The sequence below is a fragment of the Rhizobium sp. Leaf306 genome (assembly GCF_001423425.1).
Lineage (GTDB): Bacteria > Pseudomonadota > Alphaproteobacteria > Rhizobiales > Rhizobiaceae > Neorhizobium > Neorhizobium soli.
Window position 1 is genome coordinate 372961 of record NZ_LMNX01000004.1, and the last position, 23451, is coordinate 396411.

Sequence of the window (23451 nt, forward strand, 5' to 3'; positions counted from 1 at the left end):
AAACACGGGGCGGACAGGAATAGTTCCCTATTGCCCCGTAACGACCGGATTCGGGATAGGAAAATTGTCTTTTGTCAAGTCAATTTTCTGGCCCGATCATGGACTTAGCCGATGCGGTTGCCGCTTTCCGGATCAAACACGACGGCCTTGTCGAGATTGAAGGCGAAGCGGAATGTCTGGCCAAGCGTGACCGGTACTTCGGCGCGAGCGCGTCCCGTGAAATTCACCCCGTCCATCCGACCGGTCACGAACGTGTCGGAGCCCGTCGGCTCGACCATCGTTACCTGCGCATCAACGAAGGCAATCGCATGGGCTGTCGGATCGGCAAGGCCGGAATCGGTGATCGCTTCGGGGCGCAGGCCGAGAATGACATCCTTGCCCACGGACAGAACGGAAGTCACCGTCGGCGGCACGGCAACCGTCGTCGAACCGCCGAACAGGGCGACGCCGCCAGCGACGACCTTGCCCTTCAGCATGTTCATCGCGGGCGAGCCCATGAAATCGGCGACAAACAGGTTGGCCGGCAGATTGTAGATTTCGGCCGGCGTTCCGACCTGCTGTACGATGCCTTCCTTGAGGACGACGATCTTGGTCGCAAGCGTCATCGCCTCGATCTGGTCGTGGGTGACATAGACGATCGTCGCATTGGTGTTCTGGTGCAGCGCCTTGATCTCGGCCCGCACCTCGACGCGCAGCTTTGCATCGAGGTTGGAGAGCGGTTCATCGAACAGGAACACGCGCGGCTTGCGAACCAGCGCCCGGCCCATGGCGACGCGCTGACGCTGGCCGCCGGAAAGCTGGCTCGGACGACGCTTCAGGAGATGCTCGATCTGCAGGGTCTTTGCCACGCTTGCGACGGCCGTTTCCCGCTCCGCCTTGTCGATGCCGCGCATCTCCAGCGCAAACGCGATGTTCTCCTCCACCGTCATGTTCGGATAGAGCGCGTAGGACTGGAACACCATGGCGATGTCGCGCTTGGACGGATGCAGGTCCGTCACCACCTCGCCATCGATGACGATGTCACCGGATGTCGGCGGCAGCAGGCCGGCAATGGCGTTAAGCAGCGTGGACTTGCCGCAGCCGGACGGGCCGACCAGCACCAGGAAGCCGCCCTTTTCCAGATCGATGTCGATGCCCTTGAGGATCTCGACATTGCCGATCTTCTTGCGGATATTCTTGATCTCGAGAAAGCTCATGTTGGATCAACCCTTGACTGCGCCGGCCATCAGGCCACGCACGAAATAACGTCCGGCGACGACATAGACGAACAGCGTCGGCAATGCCGCGAACACGGCGGCGGCCATGTCGACATTGTATTCCTTGACGCCGGTGGAAGACGAAACGAGGTTGTTGAGCGCCACCGTCATCGGCGATGCCTCGCCCGACGAGAAGGAGACGCCGAACAGGAAGTCGTTCCAGATATTGGTGAACTGGTAGATGACCGTAACGACGATGATCGGGCCGGAGCTTGGCAGCAGGATGCGCCAGAAGATCTTGAAGAAGCCGGCGCCATCCATCATCGCAGCCTTGACCAGCTCGTCCGGAAACGCCTCGTAATAGTTGCGGAAGAAAAGCGTCGTGAAGCCGAGGCCGTAGACCACATGGACGAAGACGAGGCCGGCGGTGGAATTCGACATGCCCATCGCACCCAGCAGCCGCGCCATCGGGATAAGCACCGCCTGGAACGGGATGAAGCAGGCAAACAGCATCATCCCGAACACGAGCTTATGCCCAGGGAAGCGCCACTTGGTGAGCACGTAGCCGTTGAGCGCGCCGAGCAGCGTCGAGATGGCGACAGCCGGAACCACCATTTTTAGCGAGTTCCAGAAATAGCCCTTGATGCCGACGCAGGAGACGCCGATGCAGGCTTCGCCCCAGGCCTTGACCCAGGCGGCGATGGAGGGATCGGAGGGCAGCGCCAGCATGTCGCCGCCGCGGATCTCGTCGAGCGACTTCAGCGACGTGGTGAGCATCACATAGAGCGGCAGCAGATAGACGGCGGCAAGGATGATCAGTGCGCCATAGATGAAATAGCGGACGGTGCGCACCGACCCGGCGCTGACATTTTCAGGGATCGCGCTCAATGGTTCTTCTCCCGAAGCTCGGAATAGAGATAGGGGACGATGATCGCGGTAATGCCCATCAGCATCATCACGGCGCTGGCCGAGCCCACATTCATCTGGTTGCGGGTAAACGTGTAGGAATACATGAAGGTGGACGGAAGTTCGGTGGCATTGCCCGGCCCGCCGCCCGTGAGCGCGATGACAAGGTCATAGGACTTGATCGCCATATGCGCGAGCACGATGAAGGCCGACAGGAAGACCGGGCGCAGCATCGGAATGATGATGCGGCGATAGATCGACACGGTTGAGGCGCCGTCGATCTGTGCGGCCTTGACGATTTCGCCGTCGATGCCGCGCAGGCCCGCCAGAAACATCGCCATGATAAAGCCCGAGGCCTGCCAGACGCCGGCAATGACGACGGTGTAGATCGCCATTTTCGGGTTCACCAGCCAGTCGAACTTGAAGCTTTCCCAGCCGAGATTGTGCATCGTGTTCTCAAGCCCGAGGCCAGGGTTGAGGAACCACTTCCAGGCCGTGCCTGTCACGACGAAGGACAGCGCCATCGGATAGAGAAAGATCGGCCGCAGAACGCCCTCGGCGCGGATGCGCTGATCCATCAGGATCGCGATGAACAGCCCGATTGCGGTGCAGAGCACGATGTAGAGCACGCCGAATATGGCGAGGTTCTGCATCGCCACATACCAGTTGGGCTGCGACCAGAGCCGGTAATAGGCATCGAACCCGCCCCACTTGTAGATCGGCATCATCTTCGACGTGGTGAACGACAGATAGACTGTCCACAGAATGAAGCCGTAGACGAACACCAGAATGATGGCAAAGGACGGCGCCAGAACGAGCTTCGGCAAGCCATTGCGCAAGCCATCGGCCATGGACCGCCGCGGCCTGGTCGGCGTCACCATCGGAGCCGGTTCGATTGTCGTCATGGGGGATCTCCGGATGCGAATAGAGACGTTTGAAGGTGCGCCAACAAAAAAGCCCCCTCTGGCCTGCCGGCCATCTCCCCACAAGGGGGGAGAAAACCTGTGGGCACCCACCGACCAAATCGGGCCCAGACAGTGCGGCTGGGTTAAGTCCCTCCCCCTTGTGGGGAGGGGTTTGGGGCGGGGTTTTTTTGACTACTTCGCGGCAGCAACCGCTTCCGGCAGACGCTTCAGCGCGGCATCCGTGGTCAGCTGGCCATTCAGATGCTGGGTGATGACGTCAAGCATGGCTTCCTTGACAGCGGCCGGCTGCGCATAACCATGAGCAAGCGAGCCCATCAGCGTGCCCTTGGACGAGGCTTCCGCCAGATCCTTCATGCCCTTCTTGGCGCAATCGTCGAACTTTTCGTCCGAGACGTCGGTACGGGCAGGCACGGAACCCTTGACCGTGTTGAAGGCGATCTGGAACGCGGGATCTTCGACGGCGGATGCCATCTTCATCTGTGCGTCCTTCTGATCTTCACCCACGTCGAACATCATGAACTGGTCAGCGTTGAACAGGACGGAGCCCTGTGTGCCGGGGAAGCGCATGCAGACAAAATCGGTGCCGGGGGTCTTCTTGGCGCGCAGCCATTCGCCCTTCGACCAGTCGCCCATTTCCTGAGCGCCGGCCTTGCCTTCGATGACGAGCGCGGTGGAGAGGTTCCATTCGCGGCCGGAGAAGTTGGGATCGAAATAGGTGCGAAGCTTCGACATATCGTCGAACACCTTCTTCATCGTATCACCCGACAGCGCTGTCGGATCGGCGTCGAGCACGGCCTTCTTGTAGAAATCAGGACCGCCAACGGACAGAACCACGGCTTCCCAGAGGGTGCCGTCCTGCCACGGAACGCCGCCATGGGCGAGCGCGGTGATGCCCTGCGCCTTGAAGGCGTCGAGCATGGTGAACAGCTCGTCCATATTCGTCGGCTGCTTGCCGCCGGCCTTGTCGAAGGCAGCCTTGTTCAGCCACAGCCAGTTGGTGGAGTGAATGTTGACGGGGGCAGCAACCCAGTGGCCATCATACTTGGAAAACGCCTGCAGCGCTTCCGGAATGACCTTGTCCCAGCCTTCCTTGGCGGCGAGATCGTCAAGATTGGCGGCGACGCCCATCTCGGACCAGTCGCGCAGGTCGAAACCGAGCAGCTGGACGGCGGTCGGCGGATCGCCGGCGGTCACACGGGCGCGCAGCGCCGTCATCGCGGCAGAACCGGCACCACCGGCAACCGGCATGTCTTTCCAGCCGATACCCTGCTTGGCCAGATTTTCCTTGAGCACGTTGAGCGCCGCGGCTTCGCCGCCTGACGTCCACCAATGCAGAACCTCAACCTGTTCGGCTGCCTTTGCGGCACCGGCCGTCAGCGCAATCATAGCCGCACCGGCGGCCAGTTTGCCGATCAAACGAATAGTCATTGAAATATCTCCCTCAAAGCCGGGCTCCTCTCCGGACATCGATTTATAACGATATAACTCATGCGAGTGTCAACCCCGTAGGGGACAGAATTTCAGTGATGCTAAAGATCCGGCATCACCCTGTTATAAAACGATAAAAGCGATATTTCCCGTTTGCGACGTTGAAGAGTTGATTTGCACTTGCCGAATTTACGGCGTTTTGCAACGATACAAACAGGGCGCCTGGAGGGGCGCTGGAGGAGACAGGAATGCCGCTTGACGACCGGGATGACCGGGGTGAGGACATCGACCCGGATACGCTGCAGCAGGGACGCCCGGCGCGGCCGCACGCGAACCGCTTGCCCCGCGATACAGCCCAGAAGAAACCGACGCTGAAGACCGTTGCCGAACTGACCGAGCTTGCGGTCACGACCGTATCGAGGGCGCTCTCCGACGATCCCCAGATTGCGCTCGAAACCCGCGTCCGCGTGCGCCAGGCGGCCGAAGATGTCGGCTATCTGCCGGATCGCGCGGCGCAGCGGTTGCGCACCGGACGCACCAACGTGATCAGCCTCGTCCTTGATCCGCACGAGGAAATCCTCGGCTACGGCACATCGATGATCCGCGGCATGAGTGCGGCACTGCGCGGCACCAGGTACCACTTGGTGATCACGCCGCATTTTTCAGACACGCCGCAGATCGATCCGGTCAAGCATATCGTCCGCAACCGGATGGCCGACGGCATCCTGTTCAGCCGCACCGAAGCCGCCGACGAGCGCGTGAAATTCCTGATGGAACAGGGTTTTCCCTTCGTGTGCCACGGCCGCACCGAGCTTGCGACGCCGCATCCTTACGTGGATTACGACAATTACGCCTTTAGCTATCGTGCCGCGAAAAGCCTGATCGCTGCTGGCTGTCGGCGGCTGTTCATCATCCTGCCGCCCGCCCAGTTCACCTTCGCCCATCACATGCGCCACGGCTTCATGACGGCGGTGCGCGAGGAAGGCGTTGCCTTCGAGATTTCCGACCGTGTCTCGCTCGACAGCAAGTCCGATGCGATCCGCGATCACGTGGCGGAACGACTGGCGGCCGACGACGCGCCCGACGGCTTCATCTGCGGCGGCGAGGTCTCCGCCATGGCCGTGATGTCGGCAGCCTACGACACCGGCCGCATCATCGGCCAAGATGTGCGCCTGGTCGCCAAACAGACGTCCGGCCTGTTCGACCAGGTCCGCCCGCGTATCGAAACGATCTACGAGGACCTCGCGGAGGCGGGTCGTCTTATGGCCGCGCTGCTTCTGAAGCAGATGGGTGGAGAGGTGCCGGTCGAGGAACTGCAGGCGCTGCAGACGGTGTAATGAAGGGGACTTCGGCAGCCCCAACCTCCCCTCATTTTTGTGCTCGCCACAGGAACCCAGCCGACGCGTCCGCAACCCCCGCCCCCCTCATTCCTGTGCTCGTCCCAGGAATCCAGCAGCGTCGCGTCTGCGGCGCTGAAGGGTCTTTTCACGCGAATGACTTCGTGTGCCTGGATCCCTGTGACAGGCACAGGGATGAGGAGGAGAGGAAACGCTTCCCCTCCTCCCCCAAGATCTACCGGCAACTCATACTCGTCCGCGACGGCCTGTAAGAGCCGCCACCTCTCAATCCTCCTCGACAAACACCTCTTCGCGCTTCTTCCGAACGCTTGGCAGGAAGACGACGATCAGCACCAGTGCGGCAAGCGCGAGCAGGCCGGCGCTGATGGGGCGGGTGATGAAGGTGGTGGCGTCGCCGCGCGACAGGATCATTGCGCGACGCAGGTTTTCTTCCAGGAGCGGGCCAAGAACGAAACCGAGCAGAAGCGGTGCCGGTTCGCAGCGCAGCTTCAAAAGAACGTACCCGAGCAGACCGAAGAAGGCGACGGCATAGAGATCGAAGACGTTGGAATTGACGCTGTAGACCCCGATGGCGCAGAACGCCATGATGATCGGGAAGAGCACGTAATAGGGGATCGTCAGAAGCTTTACCCACAACCCGATCAGCGGCAGGTTGAGGATCACAAGCATCAGGTTGCCGATCCACATGGACGCGATGATGCCCCAGAACAGCGCCGGCTGTTCGACGGCAACGTTCGGACCTGGAACGATGCCCTGGATGATCATCGCGCCGACCATCAGCGCCATGACCGGATTGGCCGGAATGCCGAGCGTCAGGAGTGGGATGAACGAGGTCTGTGCACCCGCATTGTTGGCCGATTCCGGCCCGGCAACGCCGGCAACCGCGCCGTGGCCGAATTCTTCCGGATGTTTCGATACCTTCTTCTCGACCGTATAGGACGCAAATGCCGCAAGGATCGCGCCGCCGCCCGGCAGGATACCGAGGATGGAGCCGATCGCCGTGCCGCGCAGAACTGGGCCGACCATCGCCTTGAAGTCCTCGCGCGACGGCATCAGGTTGGACACCTTCGCCATCAGCACGGTGCGGGTCTTTTCGCTTTCGAGATTGCGCAGGATTTCAGCGATACCGAAGACGCCGACCGCGACCGCGACGAAGTTCAGACCGTCGGCATATTCCCGGATTCCGAGCGTGAAGCGCGGCGTGCCGGTGTAGATATCGGTGCCGACGAGGCCAAGCAGCAGGCCAAGGCAGACCATGGCGAGCGCCTTGATGATCGACCCGTGAGCAAGCGCGATCGACGAGACGAGACCGACGACCATCAGCGAGAAATATTCCGCCGCACCGAACTGCAGGGCGATCGAGGTCAGCGGCGGCGCGAAGATCGCCACAAGAAAGGTGGAAACCGTGCCGGCGAAGAACGATCCGATGGCAGCGATGGCAAGCGCCGGTCCCGCCTTGCCCTTGCGCGCCATCTGGTAACCGTCGATGGCGGTGACCGCGGACGAAGATTCGCCGGGCATATTGATGAGGATGGCCGTGGTGGAGCCGCCATACTGCGCGCCGTAGTAGATGCCGGCGAGCATGATCAGCGACGACACGGGTTCGAGCTGGAAGGTGATCGGCAACAGCATGGCGATCGTCGCCGTTGCGCCGATGCCGGGCAGGACGCCGATCAGCGTGCCAAGCAGCACCCCGATGAGGCAGAAGAACAGGTTCTCGATCGACGTGGCGGTGGAGAAACCGAGGGCGAGATTGTTGAATAATTCCATGAACCGAGCCCCTTACATGCCCAGCCACGGCCCGAACCGCCGGAACGGCAGACCAAGACCATAGCTGAAGACGAGAACCGAAAAGACCGTGAGCAGAGCCGCCAGGATGACGGCCATCAACGGCTTCATCTTGTGCGAGGCGAATGCCGCGATCAGCGCCGTAAAGAAGATCGCCGGCACGAAGCCTAAACCGCGCACGGTGAGACCAAAGAAGATCGGTGCCGGCAGGATGAAGGCCATTCCGCGCCAGGCAAGCGCACCCACCGGTTCGCCGTGAACGCGAATGGCCTGGAAGACGATCACGCCGCCCAAGAGCACGAGAACGCAGGCGAGGATGAACGGAAAATAGCCCGGCCCCATGCGAAGCGCCGTGCCGAGTTCCAGTTCGATCGATTGATAGGCAAAGAACAGGCCGGTCAGCATGAGCGCCAGCCCGCAGACCAGATTGGTCCTGTCGATATTGAGTGAATTCATGATGGCTCCGAAATATTGGAAGAGCTCTGTGGATCTGCGCCGCGGGTCGGCATGGTCGCTAGCAGGAGTGTCGCTTGCAGGAGTGTCGCTTGCCGGTGGGGTCCTTGCAGACGTTCGCGCCGATCAGCGGTCGATCTGAGCGATCAGCTTGCCGGCAATTTCTCCCCCGCGGGGGAGAAGGACGAAAGGTTGCGGGCTCCAAGGCCGATCGAGCAGAACTCCTCACCCTGCCCAGAGAGGGGCCAGGGTGAGGGGCAGTGCCGTGACGAGAGATCAGTCGGCGTACTGGCCGGCTGCCTCGATGACCGGCTTCCAGCGGGCGATTTCGCTTTCCAGCTTGGTCTTCAGCGCCTCAGGCGTGGCGTCGGCTTCCGGTGAAGGCTTGGTGCCGAGTTCACCGAAACGGGCAACGACGTTCGGGTCTTTCAGTGCGACTTTAAGCGCCGCAGACAGCTTGTCGTTGGCTTCCTTCGGCGTGCCCTTCGGCGTGTAGATGCCGTGCCAGATGCCCACTTCCATCTGCGGATAACCGGCTTCCTTGACGGTCGGCAGGTCCTTCAGGATGTCGAGGCGGTCAGCGGAGGTGACGGCGTAGGCCTTTACCGTGCCGCCCTGGATCTGCTTTGTCGTATTGGTGGTCTGGTCGCACATGATGTCGACCTGTCCGCCGAGAAGATCGGTCATGGCCGGGCCGGTGCCCTTGTAGGGAACGGTCACGAGCGGCGTTTCGATCGAGCTCATGAACAGCATGCCGCAGAGATGCGACGCAGCGCCGATGCCGGCATTGGCGACCGTCACCTTGTCCTTGTTGGCTTTGGCGTATTCGATAAGGCCCTTGAAATCGGTGGCTTCCATGTCCTTGCGGGCGAGAAGCGTCATCGGCACTTCCGTGACGAGACCGACATATTCGAACGCGTTGAGCGTGTCATAGGCGAGCTTGCGATAGAGCGTGGCGCTGGTCGCCATGCCGATATGGTGCAGGAGGACGGTATAACCGTCTGCTTCCGCATTGGCGACGCGGCCGGCACCGAGCGAACCGCCGGCACCGCCGACATTCTCGACGACGATCTGCTGGCCGAGATCGCGCGACATGGATTCGGCCACAAGACGCGCAACCGTATCGGTCGGGCCACCGGCTGCAAACGGTACGATCATCGTGATCTGGCGTTCCGGATAGCTCTGCGCGTTGGCAGAAGCCGAAAACAGCGACATGGCGGCAAGAGCCGTTGCGCCGATCATGGCGTTGACGATTTTCATGATTTGTCCTCCCGAGCGTGAAAATCAGCATGCAAACTGAGTGCTGGCGACAGTCCTCCCTCGCCAGCGTGGGTGCCATTTGCAGTGGTGAAAGCACTGGCCGCAATCAGGGGGGAGGCAGCGTTGCTAAGTTTATCGCTGGCGTGCAATGCAGCATGGGTGGATTAGGGAACAATCACATCAAAGCCTGGGTGGAAATCCACCCAGTGCGGGTTTCAAGACATAGTTCGTCACCCGTTCAGATCGTCCTGAAGCATCTGGTCGGCCGAGATCAGCCGCTTGTCCAGCCCGTGTTTCTGCATCTTTTCGTAGAGCGTCTTGCGCGAAATGCCGAGCGATTCGTAGACGGGGCGCAGGGCACCGCCATGGGCAGCAATTTCGCCGGCGATCAGGTTGCGCTCGAAGGCTGCCACCTTGTCGGCCAATCGCCCGGCCGGATCACGAAGCCTGCCGTTGGAATCCGTCGACGGAAGATCGAGACCCAGCACCAGCCGATCGGCGGCGTTGCGCAATTCGCGGACGTTGCCGGGCCAGGCCTGGTCGCCGATCGTCGCGATCACATCGACGGGAACGTCGAGATCGTCACGGCCATAGCGGGCGGAAGCTTCGCGGACCAGCTGCAGAAACAGGAGCGCGATATCGGCCCGACGCTCCCGAAGTGACGGCACATGGATGGTTGCGACGTTGAGACGGTAGAGTAGATCGGCCCGGAACCGGCCGGCTGCGACCTCCGCTTCCAGATCCACCTTGCTGGTGGCGATAAAGCGGACGTCGAGCGCCACGGTTTCGTTCGAGCCGAGCCTTGTGATGACCCGCTCCTGCAGGACGCGCAGGAATTTCGCCTGCAGGTCGAACGGCATCGAGCCGATCTCGTCGAGCAGGATCGTACCACCGCGGCCATGTTCGAACTTGCCGTATCGCGGCCTGATCGCGCCCGGAAAAGCGCCCGCCTCGTGGCCGAACAACTCGCTTTCGATCAGCGTTTCCGGAAGTGCCGCGCAGTTGATGGCGATAAACGGCCGGTTGGCGCGCGGGCTGACATCGTGCAGCGCCCGCGCCACCACTTCCTTGCCGGCGCCGGTCTCGCCGATGATCAGCGTATCGGCATCGGTGGCGCCGATCGCGCGGATCCGGTAGCGCAGGTCGACCATCACCTGGGTGCGGCCGGGCATGCGGGTTTCCAGATCGTCGCGCTTGCCGGCCACCGCCTTCAGCCGGCGGTTTTCCATGACCAGCGCGCGGCGATCGAGCGCCCTGCGGATAACGCCGGCCAGATGCTGCGGCGTGAACGGCTTTTCGAGGAAATCATAGGCGCCTTCGCGCATCGCCTTCACCGCCAGCTGCACATCGCCATGGCCGGTGACGAGAATGATCGGGATTTCCGCATCGAGCTCACGAACCCGCTGCAACAGCGTCATGCCGTCTGTTCCGGGCATGCGAATATCGCTGACGATAACGCCGTCGAAGCCGAAACCGGCAAGCTCGAGAACATGATCGGCATTGGAAAAGGTCTGCACCGAGAGCCCGAACAGTTCCAGCGCCTGAGCGGTGGACCGGCGCAGCTCCTCTTCGTCGTCAACCAGCAAAACCCTTTGCGCCGCATCCCTTGCTTCGCTCACTCGGCAGCCTCCATCAGGTTTTCGTCGGCAATGTCGAGCTCGATGGTGAACACGGCACCCCCATCGGGATCATCGGTGACGGAAAGGCTACCACCGAAATCCTTGACGATGTTGTAGGAGATCGACAACCCGAGGCCGAGACCCTTGCCGATGCCCTTGGTGGTAAAGAAGGGATCGAAGATGCGCTCGCGAATCGACGCCGGCACACCCGGCCCGCCATCGCGCACCTGCACCGTGATGGTATCGTGGGTTCTTGACGCCGAAACGGCGATGCGCCGGTCGGCTAGTCCCTCGACGGCATCTGCCGCATTGCCGATGACGTTGACCAGCACCTGCTGCAGACGGATCGAACCGGCCCTGACCTTCGGAAGGTTCGCCGGGATGTCGACGACGAGATCCGCATCGGCCGCCTTCAGCCGCGCCGCGACGATTTCCAGCGTGTCGTCCATCACCTCCTGCAGCGAAACGGCACCGAGCTTTTCGTTCGGCTTGCGGGCGAAGTTGCGCAAATGCTTGCTGATCGAGGCCATGCGATCGATCAGCGCCGAAATGCGTCTAACGTTGTCGCGGGCCTCTTCCGTGCGGTTAAGGTCCATCAGCACGCCGGCCGTCTCCGCATAGGTTTTCGCGGCCGCAAGCGGCTGGTTGAGCTCGTGCGACAGTGCTGCCGACATCTGGCCGAGACCGGCAAGCTTGCCGGCCTGGATGAGATCGGCCTGGGTCTGGCGCAACCGCTGTTCGGTCGCCCGGCGCTCGGCCACTTCCTCCTCGATCTGGGCGTTGACGCGGGCAAGATCGGCGGTGCGCTCGGCAACCCGGTGTTCGAGCGCATTCTGCGCTTCCGCTTGGAGATGCATGCGCTCGGCAAGCCGCGCCCGGCGCTGCAGGATGACCGCAAGCCCGAGGACGGCGAGACACAAGGATAGAAGCAGGGCAGCGACGGTGGTCTTTGCCTGGGCATGCACGGACCCGGTATCCATCAGCACGCTGACAGTCCATCCGGCGTCGGGCATCGGTTGCGACACGACGAGATATTCCCGGTCGCCACCGTTGTCGGCAATCGTCATCACCTCGTGACCGGCGAATTCGCCGCGCCGCACCGGCAGTTCGCGCAGTTTCGCATCCGCATAGCGCCGCGAGGTCTGGGTGCGGGCGATGCGCCCCGGCGACAGCGGCAGGGTCGTGGCATAGAGCCATTCCGGCCGGCTGGTCATGAAGATGATGCCCTCGGGGTCGGCAACGAAGATGCGGTCTTCGGTGCCCTGGGCGGTCCCCTTCCCCCAGCTGTCCTCGACCAGATCGATATCGACCTTGAAGACGATGACGCCGCGGATCACCCCGGCGATCTCGATCGGCGACGAGAAGTAGTAGCCGCGCTTGAGCGACGTGGTGCCGAGCGCATAAAAGCGAGACTGGCGGCCCTTTGCAGCTTCCTGGAAATACGGACGGTAGGAAAAATTCTCGCCGACGAAACTGACGTCGCTGTCATGGTTGCTGGCAGCGATCGTCTGCCCGTCCATCGTCATCAGATAGATGTCGGAGGATTTGAGGAGCGCGTTGGTGTCTTTCAAATAGGCGTTGGTGGCGGCCTGCAGGGTTGTGTTGGACGGATCGAGCACGAAAGCCTCGACATTCTGCTGGTCGGCGATCAGGGCCGGCAGCGCCTCGTAGCGCTTCAGGTGCCCGTCGAGACCGGAAACGGCAAGCCTCAGCGTGGTGTTGGCCTGCGCCTTCGCCTCCTCCATGTAGCCGCTCGCGATCATGCCGGCGCCCTGGACATAGATGCCCAGACCGATCATGACCGCCACGCCCGCCGCTGCAAGAATTGCGTATCTCACCAGATGCCGGGCTCCTCCTCCCAACTCGTCCTCGGTCGTCACCTTAAAATCCGCCACTGGCGAATTCCACTAAAACTTGCGAAGACTTGATTTCACCGGCATCCGTCGGCGGCGGCAAAGGGAATCATCATGAGTTACATGCTTGCACTCGTCATCGGCGCGGTGGCCGGACTTCGCGCCATGACGGCACCGGCGATCGTCAGCTGGGCGGCCGGTCTCGGCTGGCTTGATCTCTCCGGCACCTGGCTCGCCTTCATGGGCTCCAAATGGGCCGTGCTGATCCTGACGCTGATCGCCATCGTCGAATTCATCACCGACCAGTTGCCCTCGACGCCGAGCCGCAAGGTGCCGCAGCAATTCGGTGCGCGCATCTTGACTGGCGCGCTTTCGGGTGCTGCGATCGGAATGCCCTACGGCTACTGGCTGGCCGGCCTCGTCTCCGGCATTATCGGCGCCGTGATCGGAACGCTGGGTGGCGCCGCAGTGCGGGCAAAGCTTGCTGCCCATTTCGGCAAGGATGCACCGGCAGCCTTTATCGAGGACGGCGTGGCCGTCGTCGCAGCCCTGATTGTCATCCTGCTTTTGCCGGGAACGCCGGCCGCCTAACGGAGATCTGAGCATCATGCAGACATTCGACGCGATCATCATCGGCGCCGGCCAGGCCGGGCCATCGCTTGCCGGACGCTTCAACGACGCGGGCAAGACCGTCGCCATCATCGAGCGCAAGCATGTCGGCGGCACCTGCGTCAACACCGGCTGCAAGCCGACCAAGACGCTGGTGGCCAGCGCCTACGCCGCGCATATTGCCCGCCGCAGCGCCGATTACGGCATCGGCATCGGCGGCGAGGTGACGATCGACATGCCGGCGGTGATGCGGCGCGCGCTGAAAGTGACGATGGACAGCCGCGGCAGCAATGAAAGCTGGCTGGAGAAGATGCCCCATTGCACGCTGATCCGCGGCCATGCCCGCTTTGAGAGCGCTAACACGATCCGCGTCGGCGACGAGTTGCTGACGGCGCCGCAGATCTTTCTCAATGTCGGCGCGCGCGCCACCATTCCCGATTTCGAGGGCGTCAACGACATCCCCTACATGACCAACAGCGACATCGTCGGGCTGGACCGGGTGCCGGACCATCTGGTGATCATCGGCGGCAGCTATATCGGGCTGGAATATGCGCAGATGTATCGCCGCTTCGGCGCGAAGGTAACCGTGGTGGAACGCGGGGACCGTATCGTCAGCCGCGAGGACCCGGAGATCTCGCAATCCATCCAAGAGATGCTGGAAGCCGAAGGGATCGTCATCAGAACGAGTGCCGACTGCATCCGCTTCAGGAAGATGGACGACGGCATTGCAGTCGGCGTCAGCTGCAACGAAGGCGAACCTGAAGTCATCGGCTCCGACGTGCTGCTCGCGGTCGGACGCCGTCCCAACACCGACGATCTCGGGCTCGACAAGGCGGGCGTGACGCTCGACGAGCGCGGCTATATTGAGGTGGGCGACGATCTGTCGACCAGCGTCGCGGGCATCTGGGCGATGGGCGACTGCAACGGCCGCGGCGCCTTCACCCACACCGCCTACAACGACTTCGAGATCGTTGCGGCCAATCTGCTCGATGGCGAGAGCCGCAAGGTCTCCGACCGCCTGCTTGGTTATGCGCTCTATACCGACCCGCCGCTCGGCCGTGTCGGCATGACCGAGCACCAGGCGGTGAAGGCAGGCCACAAGGTTCTCGTCGGCACGCGGCCGATGAGCCAGGTGGGACGTGCCGTGGAAAAGGGCGAGACGATCGGCCTGATGAAGATCGTGGCCGATGCGGAGACGAAAAAGATCCTGGGCGCCGCCCTTCTCGGCACCGGCGGCGACGAGGCGATCCACGGCGTGCTGGACATGATGAATGCCGGCGCGACTTATGATGCCCTGCGCTGGGCCGTGCCCATCCACCCCACCGTTTCGGAACTGTGGCCGACCGTGGTCCAGTCGATGAAGCCGGCAGGCTGACGAAACCATCAGGAATGGCGGGGCGTTCACGCGCTGCGGCGCGCTCGCTGACAATCCCGTCATTACAGGAATTTAACCTTCTCCCTCCCTTTGCAACGGGGGGGAGTTTGCTTAGACTTCACCCATCGTCGGCACAATCGAAGGCCGCCGGCGACGGGAAGACATCAGAGCGATCTCCCCCAACATCCATTCCACGACGGGAGGCCACAGATGAATACACCTGCATTCAATGCGGCAATGGAACCGCGGGAACTGGATTTCCTGCAGCACGTCTTCGATGCCGCCTGCGCCGAACGCGGCTTGTCTGGCGAAAGCACGGCGGCAAAGAACCTCGCGGCCGAGATCATCGATCTCTACCAGCACGGCGCCTGCGACGAAGGCGCCCTGCAGCATCGGCTGGACTTGTCAGGTCTTCTGAAAAGTCAGGACTGAAGCAGAGGCGTCTACTACCGCTTCGCCTGGAGATCCCGCTCGTCGCGCATCAGGAATATCCGCGTGATGCTGTCGATATTGTCGTTCAGCCATTCCGCCATGTCTTCTTCCTCGGACAGGATGTGTTCGAAGACGGCGACGGCTTCCGGTTCGTCCAGTTCGTCGGCAGCGGCTATCAGCACCTTGTAGGTCGCGATTTCCGTGTGCTCGAATGCGAAGGCAGTCGTCATCGTCTTGATGACCTCGTCGCTGACCAGCAATCCGCCGACACCTTGGGCCGTTGCGGCAAGCTTGGCGGTCATGTCCTTGAAGGTCGGCGTCGTCACGGCGAACTTTTCCAGCATCTCGGTCAGTGCCGCGACGTGGCCGCGGGTTTCCTCGAGATGCTCCAGAACGCGGTCCTTGAGATCCGGGTAGCTTTCGATCCGGCGTGCCTGCGCTGTCAGAAGCGTGACTGCCTGTTCCTCCATTGCATGGGCATTGCGTAGCCAAGTAATGAAATTGTCCCGCGCATGCGTCATGTTCACGTCCTCCTCGTTACGTCTTCCCCCGGGTCGATTTGGTACGCAACGACTGTAAACCCGTCAACGTCCGCGATGTTCCAGCGTCCCTGGAACATCTAGCAGCTTAGCGCGTTAATGGGCCACGCAATTGACGGGGGTCAAAAGGTGGACGTGTCTAATTTTTCTTCAAAAACTTCGCCGAGCCAGACAGGCTCTTCCGCACTTTCGTCCTGGCGCCGGTCGGAGCCATCCGGCCGTGCGATCATTCGACCCGGCCGCAACGTCTGGCGCAGCGCCGAGGCCGAGCGCGTCGGCTTCCTGATCGATGGCGAGGAATACTACCAGCGCCTGGACGACGTGTTGAAACAGGCCGAACGGTCCGTGATGATCCTCGGCTGGGACTTCAACCCTGGTATCAAGCTGCGTCCGCGCGACCCTGATTGCCCGACGCTTGGTGCCACGCTGCGCCGCATGGTCGAGGAAAAGCCGGAACTGGAAATCCGCATTCTCGTCTGGGGCATGGGTCCGGTCTATTCCGGCAAGAGCCTGAAGATGTTCGGCAAGATGGACTGGAACGACCATCCGCGCATCGAATTGCGTTTCGATTTCGAGCATCCGCTGCGTGCCAGCCATCACCAGAAAATCGTCGTGGTCGACGATAGGACCGCCTTTGTCGGCGGCATCGATCTGACCGCGCGCCGCTGGGACGACCGCGGGCATGCCTGCATCAACCCGGCTCGGACCTCCCCCGACGGCACGACCTATGGTCCCGTTCACGACATGCAGACGATCGTCACCGGCGATATCGCCCGGCTGATCGGCGACGTGACGCGCCGGCGCTGGAAAAAGGTGACGAAGATCGAGCTCGAACCGGTCACGGTTGCGGGCGAAGCCGCCTGGCCGCAGGATCTCGAACCCAATCTCACGAATTGCCGCAGCGGACTTGCGCTGACCGAACCCTGGAAATGGAAGGGTCGCCGCGGTCATCGCGAGGCGATCAAGCTTACCCATGATGCGCTGAAGGCAGCCGAGCGGCACCTCTATATCGAGACGCAGTATCTCGCCTCCTTCGGCGTGGCGCGCACACTTGCCCGCAAGCTCAAGGCGGCGCAGGGCCCGGAAATCGTCATCATCGTGACGCGCGAATCCCACGGCTTCCTCGAAAAGCTGATGATGGGCAACAACCGCACCCGCCTGATCCGCCGCCTAAAGCGCGCGGATCGCTACGGCCGGCTGCGGATCTACTACGCCACGACCCCGGATGCCGATGGCAACGATCGCGAGATCATTGTTCATTCCAAGCTGATCGTGGTCGACGACCGCTTCGTGCGGGTTGGCTCGTCCAATCTCAACAACCGGTCGGAAGGGCTCGATACGGAATGCGATATCGCGCTCGAGACCGTCGAGGCTGCGTCGCAAAAGGCAATCCTTGATCTGCGCGACGATCTTCTGGCCGAGCATCTCTGCGCCAACAAGGAAGACGTGTCCCGCATCATTCAGCAGACCGGATCGATGCTGGCGGCGATCGACATCCTGAACGTCAACCCACGTTGCCTGCGGCCGTTCGAGGTGGATACGCTGAAGGGCGAGATTACCTCGCTGTTCGGCACCGGTATTGTCGATCCGAAACAGCCGTTCTGGCCGATCCCGGAGATCAAGTCCGGGATCAGGAAGCTGTTTTCACGCCTTTCCTTCCGCCGTGCGGCCTGAATAAGCACTTCCCTGACGCCGGTAATAGGCCTCGCTTGCGATCAGCACCGGTACGCCGATCGCGAGCGGCACGAAGAAGTAGAGGACGCGGAAAGCGATCAGTGCGCCGATCGCCGATGTGCCCGGCAACAGGTTCAGCATGACCGCTTCCAGCACGCCGAGACCGCCAGGCACGTGGCTAACCAACGCGCCGAGATTGGCGGTCACGTAGGCGCTGGCGACCTGCAGGAATCCGACATCGGTAAACGCAAGCAGCAGCTGGCGGATCGCGGAGGCGACACAGAGGAAATTCAGTGTGCCGACGATGATCTGGCCGATCGCGAGCGACAGATCCGGCGGCGTGAAACGCCACGAGCGGACGGGCAACGGCCGGCGCACGAAAGCGCAAAGCAGTAGATAGGCAGCCGGCACGGCCAGACAGGCGAAACCGATGGCGGCCCTCTCTCCCCTGCCAAGGCCGAAGAAGTCGTCCGATCCATTGACATCGAGCAGCATGGCAATGCCGCCCAGTGTGGCAAGCCCCAACCCAACAGTCGCGCCGCAAAACACGATGACCTTGGCAATGTCCTGAGGCTGAAGGCCCCAGCGGGAGTAGAACCGGTAACGGACCGCGCCGCTGCTGAGCGCTGCCATGCCGACATTGTGGCCGATCGACAGGCTTGTGAAGGACGCGAGTGCCGTCTTATGGTAGGCAAGCGGCTTGCCCGCATAGCGCACGCCAAGCGCATCGAACATGCCAAGGCAGGCATAGGAGAGAATGACGAAGCCGAACGCGGCCACCAACCGAATGCCGGCGATGGACAGCACGGACTCCTCGATTTCGTCCCATGTGTAGCGTTGCAGGCTGCGGTAGACGAGGAGTGCGGCGAGGCAGACCGCGGCAACCACAAGACATTTGATGAGGGGCCGCCAGATCTTCATTCCATCTCCATTCATGCTGTGCAGGGTGGAACGAAATGACTGTCCAAGGTGTTCCCGCGCTATGATCGATGCGCTTCCCAAACAGCCCTCCAACACCTCGCCTCAAACTCCCTCCCGGCGGCGCCTGAAAATCCTGAGCTACAACGTGCATAGCTGCATCGGGACCGATCGACGGCTCGATCCCACGCGGATCGCCGACGTCATCTCGGAGTTGAAGCCTGATATTATCGGCCTGCAGGAACTGGATGTCGGCCGCTCGCGCACCGGTGGCGTCGATCAGGTCGATATCATCGCCCGCGAGGTGGAGATGGACTACCATTTTCACGCGGCGCTGCATGTGGCCGAGGAACGCTACGGCGACGCCATTCTGACATCCCTGCCGCTGAAAGTGATCAAGGCCGACATGCTTTCCTCGATCGGCGAGCAGCGCGGCGCAGTCTGGGTGGAAATCGACGTCGGTGGCAAACCGCTGCAGGTCTTCAACACCCATCTCGGACTCCGCGGTAAAGACCGGATGGCGCAGATGACGGAGCTGACGGGCCCGGACTGGCTCGGCGGCCTCGAGAAGGAAAACCCGGCGCGCATCCTGATCGGCGACTTCAACTCGACACCGATCACGAGGACCTACCGGCATGCGGCCAAGCGCCTGACCGATGTGCAGACGGCGCTTGTCAAACCTTGGCGGGCAACGTTTCCGTCCCGCTTTCCGCTGCTTCGGCTCGACCACATCTTTGTTTCCGACAGCATCAATGTGATCGATGCCGAAGTGATCTCGACACCGCTGACGCGGCGGGCATCCGACCACTTGCCGTTGTTGGCGACGATTGAAATCTAGTTGAGCAACCGCTCCGACCGTCTGGCTTCCTTGAGCAGCCGGACGACGTCCTGATCGGTGGTTTCCGGGAAATCCTCGTAGTGGTCACCGGCATCGCCGAATGATGGCGGGATCGACAGGCAGACCACGTCTTCAACCTTGTCCCTGATTGCATCGAGCGTGTCCTGCGAGGCGACCGGTACGGCAAGGGTAATGATCGCGACACCCAGATGCCTGAGCGCGTGGATGCTGACCTCCATCGACCCGGCATCGGAAAGCCCCTCATCGATCAGAATGACGTGACGGCCGGCAAGATCGTGCTCGTCGGCGTGATCCTCGCCGAAATACATCCGGTGATGGCGGTCGACCTCGGCGATCTGATGCTGCCGCTCCGTGTTGAGATAGCCAGGAGGCAGGGGAAAACGCCGCACGCTTGCCTCGTCGATATGGACGATTGGTTCTTTGGCGTCGACCACGGCGCCGATGCTCAATTCCGGGTGGCCGGGGGCAGCGATCCTGCGCAGGATCAAGAGATCGAGATGCAGTCCAAGCCGCTGCGCCACTTCGAACGCCACCGGCACGCCGCCGCGCGGCACGGCGACCACCACGGGATCGCCGGCGACAGAGGACAAGGATTGTGAGATTTGCAGTGTCTCGGCCAGCTGCCGGCCGGCATCACTGCGATCGGCAAACTCAGGCGTTGCCGTTTCCGCCTTGCGGGCCTGCACCCGTTTCCAGAAATGACCCAATCCCAGCATCGCATCCTCCTCCCAGGCTTCGATCCGTTCATGCGGTGTAACCGACAGGATATCGGATCGTTCCGGGCAAGAAAAGGATTTCACACTTTCTGCGGGAACAAACCGCCAGGGGTTCGTGTTCACGGACTTGTAGGTCGCATCCATCAGCGCGACCGGCAAAGTCACAATCTCCCCAACTGGCGCTTCCCTCGGGAAGCGCCTTTTTCACGTCTGCCGTTCTGCTCCGTTACCTTCGGGAAAGCGCCACAACGTAACGCGCCGGGACCTTACCGGGATTGAAGAAGACGCAGTCGGCGGGCGGCCCCAGCATGAGACAATCGCCCTCCTTCAGAGAATGCAGCACCGTGCCTTCGATGAAATCGAGCGCGCCCGCGAGAAGCCAGATCTGCTGATGCTGGAAGGCGAAGGCGGAGGCCGGATAGGGAACGCGCACGGCAGGCGGCAGCAGAACCTCGATCAGTTCCAGCGGCGCATTGGGCGGCGACAGGGCCCGGCGGGTATAGCCGGTCTCGGGATCGGTCCAGACCGGCTGACCGGACTGCACGCGGAGCCGCTCCTCCCCGCCTTCCGCCAGTGCCAGAAGCACCGACAGCGGCAGGCCGAAAGCGCCGGACAGCCGGCCGAGCACGGCGGCCGATGGACTGGCCTCGCTGCGCTCGATCTTGCTGATCATCGCCTTCGACACGCCGGAGCGTTCGGCGAGTTCCGCAAGCGACCATTTGCGTGTCTCGCGTTCCGTTCTGAGCCGCGATGCGATGGCATCTCCAACTTCTGCTTCCATGGCTTTATCCGCTTGCCTCCGAACGATCGTCTTCTATAGTGGACGATAGGAACTTATAAGAGACGCACCAGATCTGCAACGCGGGGGAATGCTCTTTGCGCGAAATCCGATTCAACGCCTTCGACATGAACTGTGTCAGCCATATCCAACACGGATTGTGGACGCATCCGCGCGACCAGTCCAACCGTTACACCGAACTCGCCTACTGGACGGATTACGCCAAACGGCTGGAGGCCGGCCTGTTTGACGGGATTTTCCTGGCCGACGTGGTGGGCGTCTACGACGTCTACGGCGAAAGCCCGGATGCGGCCTTGAGGGGCGCCGTCCAGGTTCCGGTGAATGATCCCATGCTGCTGGTGCCGGCCATGGCGGCGGTGACGAAGCACCTCTCCTTCGGTGTGACGGCGAACCTCACCTACGAGCAACCCTTCCTGTTTGCCCGTCGCATGTCGACGCTCGATCACCTGACCGGTGGTCGGATCGGCTGGAATATCGTGACGGGCTATCTCGACAGCGCGGCGAAAGCGATCGGCCTCGATGCGCAGATGGCGCATGACGACCGCTACGATCTCGCCGACGAATATATGGACGTGATCTACAAGCTGCTGGAAGGCAGTTGGGACGACGATGCCGTCGTGTTCGACCGCGCCGCCGGTGTCTACGCCGACCCGGCCAAGGTTCGAAAGATCAGCCACGAGGGCCGGCAGTACCGGCTGGACGCGATGCATCTTTCCGCCCCCTCCCCGCAGAGAACGCCGGTTCTCTATCAGGCTGGCTCTTCCACCCGCGGCCGGGCGTTTGCCGCAACCCATGCCGAATGCGTCTTCGTCAACGGCCAGAAGATGGAAAGTGTGCGCGACCTCGTCGACGATATTCGCGCCCGTGCGCTTGCCGGCGGCCGAACCGCCGATGATCTGAAAGTCTTTGTCGGTGCAACGATCATCACCGGCCGCACGGAAAAGGAAGCGCAGGAGAAGTTCGAGGATTATCGCAGCCATGCCAGTTCCGAGGCAGCACTTGTCCATGCCAGCGCATCGCTCGGCATCGATTTTGCGCGCTACGATCTCGACGAACCGATCCAGACCGGCAAAAGCGATGCCATCGTCTCCAATGTCGAGGCGATGACCCGCGGCGCCGGACCGCAATGGACGAAGCGCAAGCTGCTCGACCAGATGATTCTCGGCAGCCGCCAGATGCCGATGGTGGGTTCAGCCGAGCAGATCGCCGACCGCCTGCAGGAGTGGATGGAAAAGGCCGATGTCGACGGGTTCAACCTGTCGCGCACCGTGGTACCGGAATGTTTCGACGACGTGATCGAGCTGGTGATCCCCATTCTGCAGGAACGCGGGGTCTACAAAACAGGCTACCGCGAGGGCACGCTGCGCGAAAAACTGTTCGGTGCGCCGCGATTGCCGGCCCGCCATGTGGGCGGTCGTTTCAGGACGGGAAACCGCGATTGACGGCCAGCACCCATGCCGCGCCATTTGCTCCGGCGCGGCGTATTTGCTAGAGGCGGCCCATCCTAATCCTCGAACATGAGGCCTATCCATGCGCTATGCCACGATCACCGACCGTCTCGCCCATCTCGGTTCAGGCCGCTGGGCGCTGCATCTGACCGCAAGGCGCATGAAGGCCGAGGGGGAGGACGTGGTCGAGCTGACGATCGGCGAGCCTGATGTGGTGCCTGACCGAGCGCTGCTGGATGAGGCCGCGCGCGCCATGTATGCCGGTCGCACCCGCTATTCCAACGGCCGCGGCGAGCCGGATACGCTGAAGGCGCTCGTTGCGAAATATTCGAAACGCCGCCCCGGCGTGACGGAAAAGAATTTTCTCTGCTTTCCCGGCACCCAGAGCGCGCTCTACTGCGTCATGACCGGCCTGGTTGGCGCTGGCGATGGCGTGCTGGTCGGCGATCCGCTCTACGCGACCTATGAGGGCGTTATCGCCTCCACCGGCGCGCACATGATCCCCGTGCCGCTGCGGCCGGAAAACAAGTTCCACATGCAGCCGGACGATCTGGAACGGGCCGTGACGCCGGAAGCACGCGTGCTGCTTCTGAACACGCCGCACAACCCGACCGGTGCCGTTCTGTCAGCCTCCGAAATCGCAAGGATCGGCGAGATCTGCCGCAAGCACGATCTCTGGATCATCTGCGACGAGGTTTATGAACAGCTGATCTTCGACGGCACCAGCTTTGCCTCACCCTTTGACATGGCGGAACTGGCGGAGCGCACGATCGTGGTCTCGTCCATCTCCAAGTCGCACGCGGCACCCGGATTCAGATCCGGCTGGGCAGCCGGCCCGGAGGAATTTTGCGAACGTCTGCTGCCGGTTTCTGAAATCATGCTGTTCGGCGTACAGCCCTTCATTGCCGACATGACCGCCATGGCGCTATCTGAAAACTTCCCGACAGCCGACGTGATGCGCGCCAATTATCACAGGCGCGCCGCGATCGTCGAAACTGTGCTGAAGGGCAACAATCTGGTCAAGCCGATGATGCCGGAAGGTGGGATGTTCATCCTGCTCGACGTGACGGCAACAGGCCTCGGTGGCGAGGAATTTGCCTGGGAACTGCTGCGCGAGGAAAAGGTGGCAGTCATGCCCGGCACGTCCTTCGGCGATCAGGCGGCAGGCTTTCTGCGCATATCGCTGACGGTGCCTGATGATGTGCTGGAGGGAGCGATCCGCCGCATCGGCGAACTCGCCAGCCGGATCGCGGCGCGCGAAGAGGCGCCGCCGCATATCCAGTAGTCTCTCACCC

The 23451-nt window shown here is 62.0% G+C and carries 21 protein-coding genes; 8 read left to right on the plus strand and 13 right to left on the minus strand.

Features of this window, described 5'->3' with window-relative positions:
• Window positions 1-104: 104 nt before the first annotated feature.
• From ASG19_RS19885 to ASG19_RS19900, 4 genes are all read right to left on the minus strand, one after another.
• Window positions 105-1196 carry an ABC transporter ATP-binding protein gene (locus tag ASG19_RS19885; protein WP_062461478.1) on the minus strand — a complete coding sequence of 364 codons (1092 nt, stop codon included), beginning with the start codon at window positions 1194-1196 and terminating at the stop codon, window positions 105-107.
• Window positions 1197-1202: 6 nt separating this feature from the next.
• Window positions 1203-2084: a carbohydrate ABC transporter permease gene (locus ASG19_RS19890; RefSeq protein ID WP_062461481.1), complete on the minus strand. Its 882-nt coding sequence runs from the start codon at window positions 2082-2084 to the stop codon at window positions 1203-1205.
• Window positions 2081-2983, minus strand: coding sequence for a sugar ABC transporter permease (locus ASG19_RS19895; protein ID WP_062461963.1), 903 nt, complete (start codon window positions 2981-2983; stop codon window positions 2081-2083). The genes ASG19_RS19890 and ASG19_RS19895 overlap by 4 nt, the downstream gene beginning before the upstream one ends.
• 216 nt (window positions 2984-3199) lie before the next feature.
• Window positions 3200-4450 (minus strand): ABC transporter substrate-binding protein, encoded by a 1251-nt coding sequence (locus ASG19_RS19900; RefSeq protein ID WP_200933935.1) that lies wholly within the window; start codon window positions 4448-4450, stop codon window positions 3200-3202.
• A 254-nt stretch (window positions 4451-4704) separates the two neighbouring features.
• Here ASG19_RS19900 and ASG19_RS19905 point away from each other — a divergent pair, with 254 nt between their 5' ends.
• Window positions 4705-5793 (plus strand): LacI family transcriptional regulator, encoded by a 1089-nt coding sequence (locus tag ASG19_RS19905; protein WP_082476445.1) that lies wholly within the window; start codon window positions 4705-4707, stop codon window positions 5791-5793.
• A 285-nt stretch (window positions 5794-6078) separates the two neighbouring features.
• Here ASG19_RS19905 and ASG19_RS19915 read toward each other — a convergent pair whose 3' ends face one another.
• The 5 genes from ASG19_RS19915 to ASG19_RS19935 all read right to left on the minus strand — a co-directional run bounded on the left by ASG19_RS19915 (window position 6079) and on the right by ASG19_RS19935 (window position 12733).
• A complete protein-coding gene (locus ASG19_RS19915) occupies window positions 6079-7584 on the minus strand; it encodes a tripartite tricarboxylate transporter permease (protein ID WP_062461487.1) in 1506 nt (501 codons plus the stop codon).
• A gap of 12 nt (window positions 7585-7596) precedes the next feature.
• Window positions 7597-8058: a tripartite tricarboxylate transporter TctB family protein gene (locus ASG19_RS19920; protein ID WP_062461489.1), complete on the minus strand. Its 462-nt coding sequence runs from the start codon at window positions 8056-8058 to the stop codon at window positions 7597-7599.
• A gap of 273 nt (window positions 8059-8331) precedes the next feature.
• Window positions 8332-9315 (minus strand): tripartite tricarboxylate transporter substrate-binding protein, encoded by a 984-nt coding sequence (locus ASG19_RS19925; RefSeq protein ID WP_062461492.1) that lies wholly within the window; start codon window positions 9313-9315, stop codon window positions 8332-8334.
• 230 nt (window positions 9316-9545) lie between these two features.
• On the minus strand, window positions 9546-10934 hold the full coding sequence (locus tag ASG19_RS19930) for a sigma-54 dependent transcriptional regulator (RefSeq protein WP_062461496.1): 1389 nt from the start codon (window positions 10932-10934) through the stop codon (window positions 9546-9548).
• Window positions 10931-12733 carry a sensor histidine kinase gene (locus ASG19_RS19935; RefSeq protein WP_082476477.1) on the minus strand — a complete coding sequence of 601 codons (1803 nt, stop codon included), beginning with the start codon at window positions 12731-12733 and terminating at the stop codon, window positions 10931-10933. Before ASG19_RS19935 ends, ASG19_RS19930 begins: the two co-directional genes overlap by 4 nt.
• Before the next feature lie 168 nt (window positions 12734-12901).
• On the opposite strand from ASG19_RS19935, the gene ASG19_RS19940 reads away from it, so the two are divergent.
• The 3 genes from ASG19_RS19940 (at window position 12902) to ASG19_RS19950 (ending at window position 15203) form a co-directional block, all read left to right on the plus strand.
• Window positions 12902-13378, plus strand: coding sequence for a DUF4126 family protein (locus ASG19_RS19940; protein ID WP_062461499.1), 477 nt, complete (start codon window positions 12902-12904; stop codon window positions 13376-13378).
• Between the two features lie 13 nt (window positions 13379-13391).
• Entirely contained in the window at window positions 13392-14771 is a 1380-nt protein-coding gene (locus ASG19_RS19945; protein ID WP_200933936.1) for an FAD-containing oxidoreductase, read from the plus strand.
• Between the two features lie 210 nt (window positions 14772-14981).
• Window positions 14982-15203: a hypothetical protein gene (locus ASG19_RS19950; RefSeq protein WP_062461504.1), complete on the plus strand. Its 222-nt coding sequence runs from the start codon at window positions 14982-14984 to the stop codon at window positions 15201-15203.
• A gap of 14 nt (window positions 15204-15217) precedes the next feature.
• On the opposite strand, the gene ASG19_RS19955 is transcribed toward ASG19_RS19950, so the two are convergent.
• Window positions 15218-15724, minus strand: coding sequence for a ferritin-like domain-containing protein (locus ASG19_RS19955; RefSeq protein ID WP_062461507.1), 507 nt, complete (start codon window positions 15722-15724; stop codon window positions 15218-15220).
• Window positions 15725-15877: 153 nt separating this feature from the next.
• Between ASG19_RS19955 and ASG19_RS19960 the strand changes: the two genes are divergently transcribed.
• Window positions 15878-17416: a phospholipase D-like domain-containing protein gene (locus tag ASG19_RS19960; RefSeq protein ID WP_062461975.1), complete on the plus strand. Its 1539-nt coding sequence runs from the start codon at window positions 15878-15880 to the stop codon at window positions 17414-17416.
• Here ASG19_RS19960 and ASG19_RS19965 read toward each other — a convergent pair.
• Window positions 17387-18337, minus strand: a complete 951-nt coding sequence (locus ASG19_RS19965) for a lysylphosphatidylglycerol synthase domain-containing protein (protein WP_062461510.1) — start codon at window positions 18335-18337, stop codon at window positions 17387-17389. The genes ASG19_RS19960 and ASG19_RS19965 overlap by 30 nt on opposite strands.
• Window positions 18338-18398: 61 nt before the next feature.
• On the opposite strand from ASG19_RS19965, the gene ASG19_RS19970 reads away from it, so the two are divergent.
• Window positions 18399-19172, plus strand: a complete 774-nt coding sequence (locus ASG19_RS19970; protein WP_062461513.1) for an endonuclease/exonuclease/phosphatase family protein — start codon at window positions 18399-18401, stop codon at window positions 19170-19172.
• Here ASG19_RS19970 and ASG19_RS19975 read toward each other — a convergent pair.
• Both ASG19_RS19975 and ASG19_RS19980 read right to left on the minus strand, forming a co-directional pair.
• Window positions 19169-20074 carry a phosphoribosyltransferase family protein gene (locus ASG19_RS19975; protein ID WP_244476236.1) on the minus strand — a complete coding sequence of 302 codons (906 nt, stop codon included), beginning with the start codon at window positions 20072-20074 and terminating at the stop codon, window positions 19169-19171. The genes ASG19_RS19970 and ASG19_RS19975 overlap by 4 nt on opposite strands.
• Window positions 20075-20135: 61 nt before the next feature.
• The gene (locus tag ASG19_RS19980) at window positions 20136-20690 is read right to left on the minus strand and encodes an XRE family transcriptional regulator (protein WP_062461516.1); all 555 of its coding nucleotides are present in this window, start codon (window positions 20688-20690) and stop codon (window positions 20136-20138) included.
• A gap of 95 nt (window positions 20691-20785) precedes the next feature.
• On the opposite strand from ASG19_RS19980, the gene ASG19_RS19985 reads away from it, so the two are divergent.
• Both ASG19_RS19985 and ASG19_RS19990 read left to right on the plus strand, forming a co-directional pair.
• Window positions 20786-22150: an LLM class flavin-dependent oxidoreductase gene (locus ASG19_RS19985; protein WP_200933929.1), complete on the plus strand. Its 1365-nt coding sequence runs from the start codon at window positions 20786-20788 to the stop codon at window positions 22148-22150.
• A gap of 88 nt (window positions 22151-22238) precedes the next feature.
• Window positions 22239-23441 carry a pyridoxal phosphate-dependent aminotransferase gene (locus ASG19_RS19990; RefSeq protein ID WP_062461519.1) on the plus strand — a complete coding sequence of 401 codons (1203 nt, stop codon included), beginning with the start codon at window positions 22239-22241 and terminating at the stop codon, window positions 23439-23441.
• Window positions 23442-23451 lie beyond the last annotated feature (10 nt).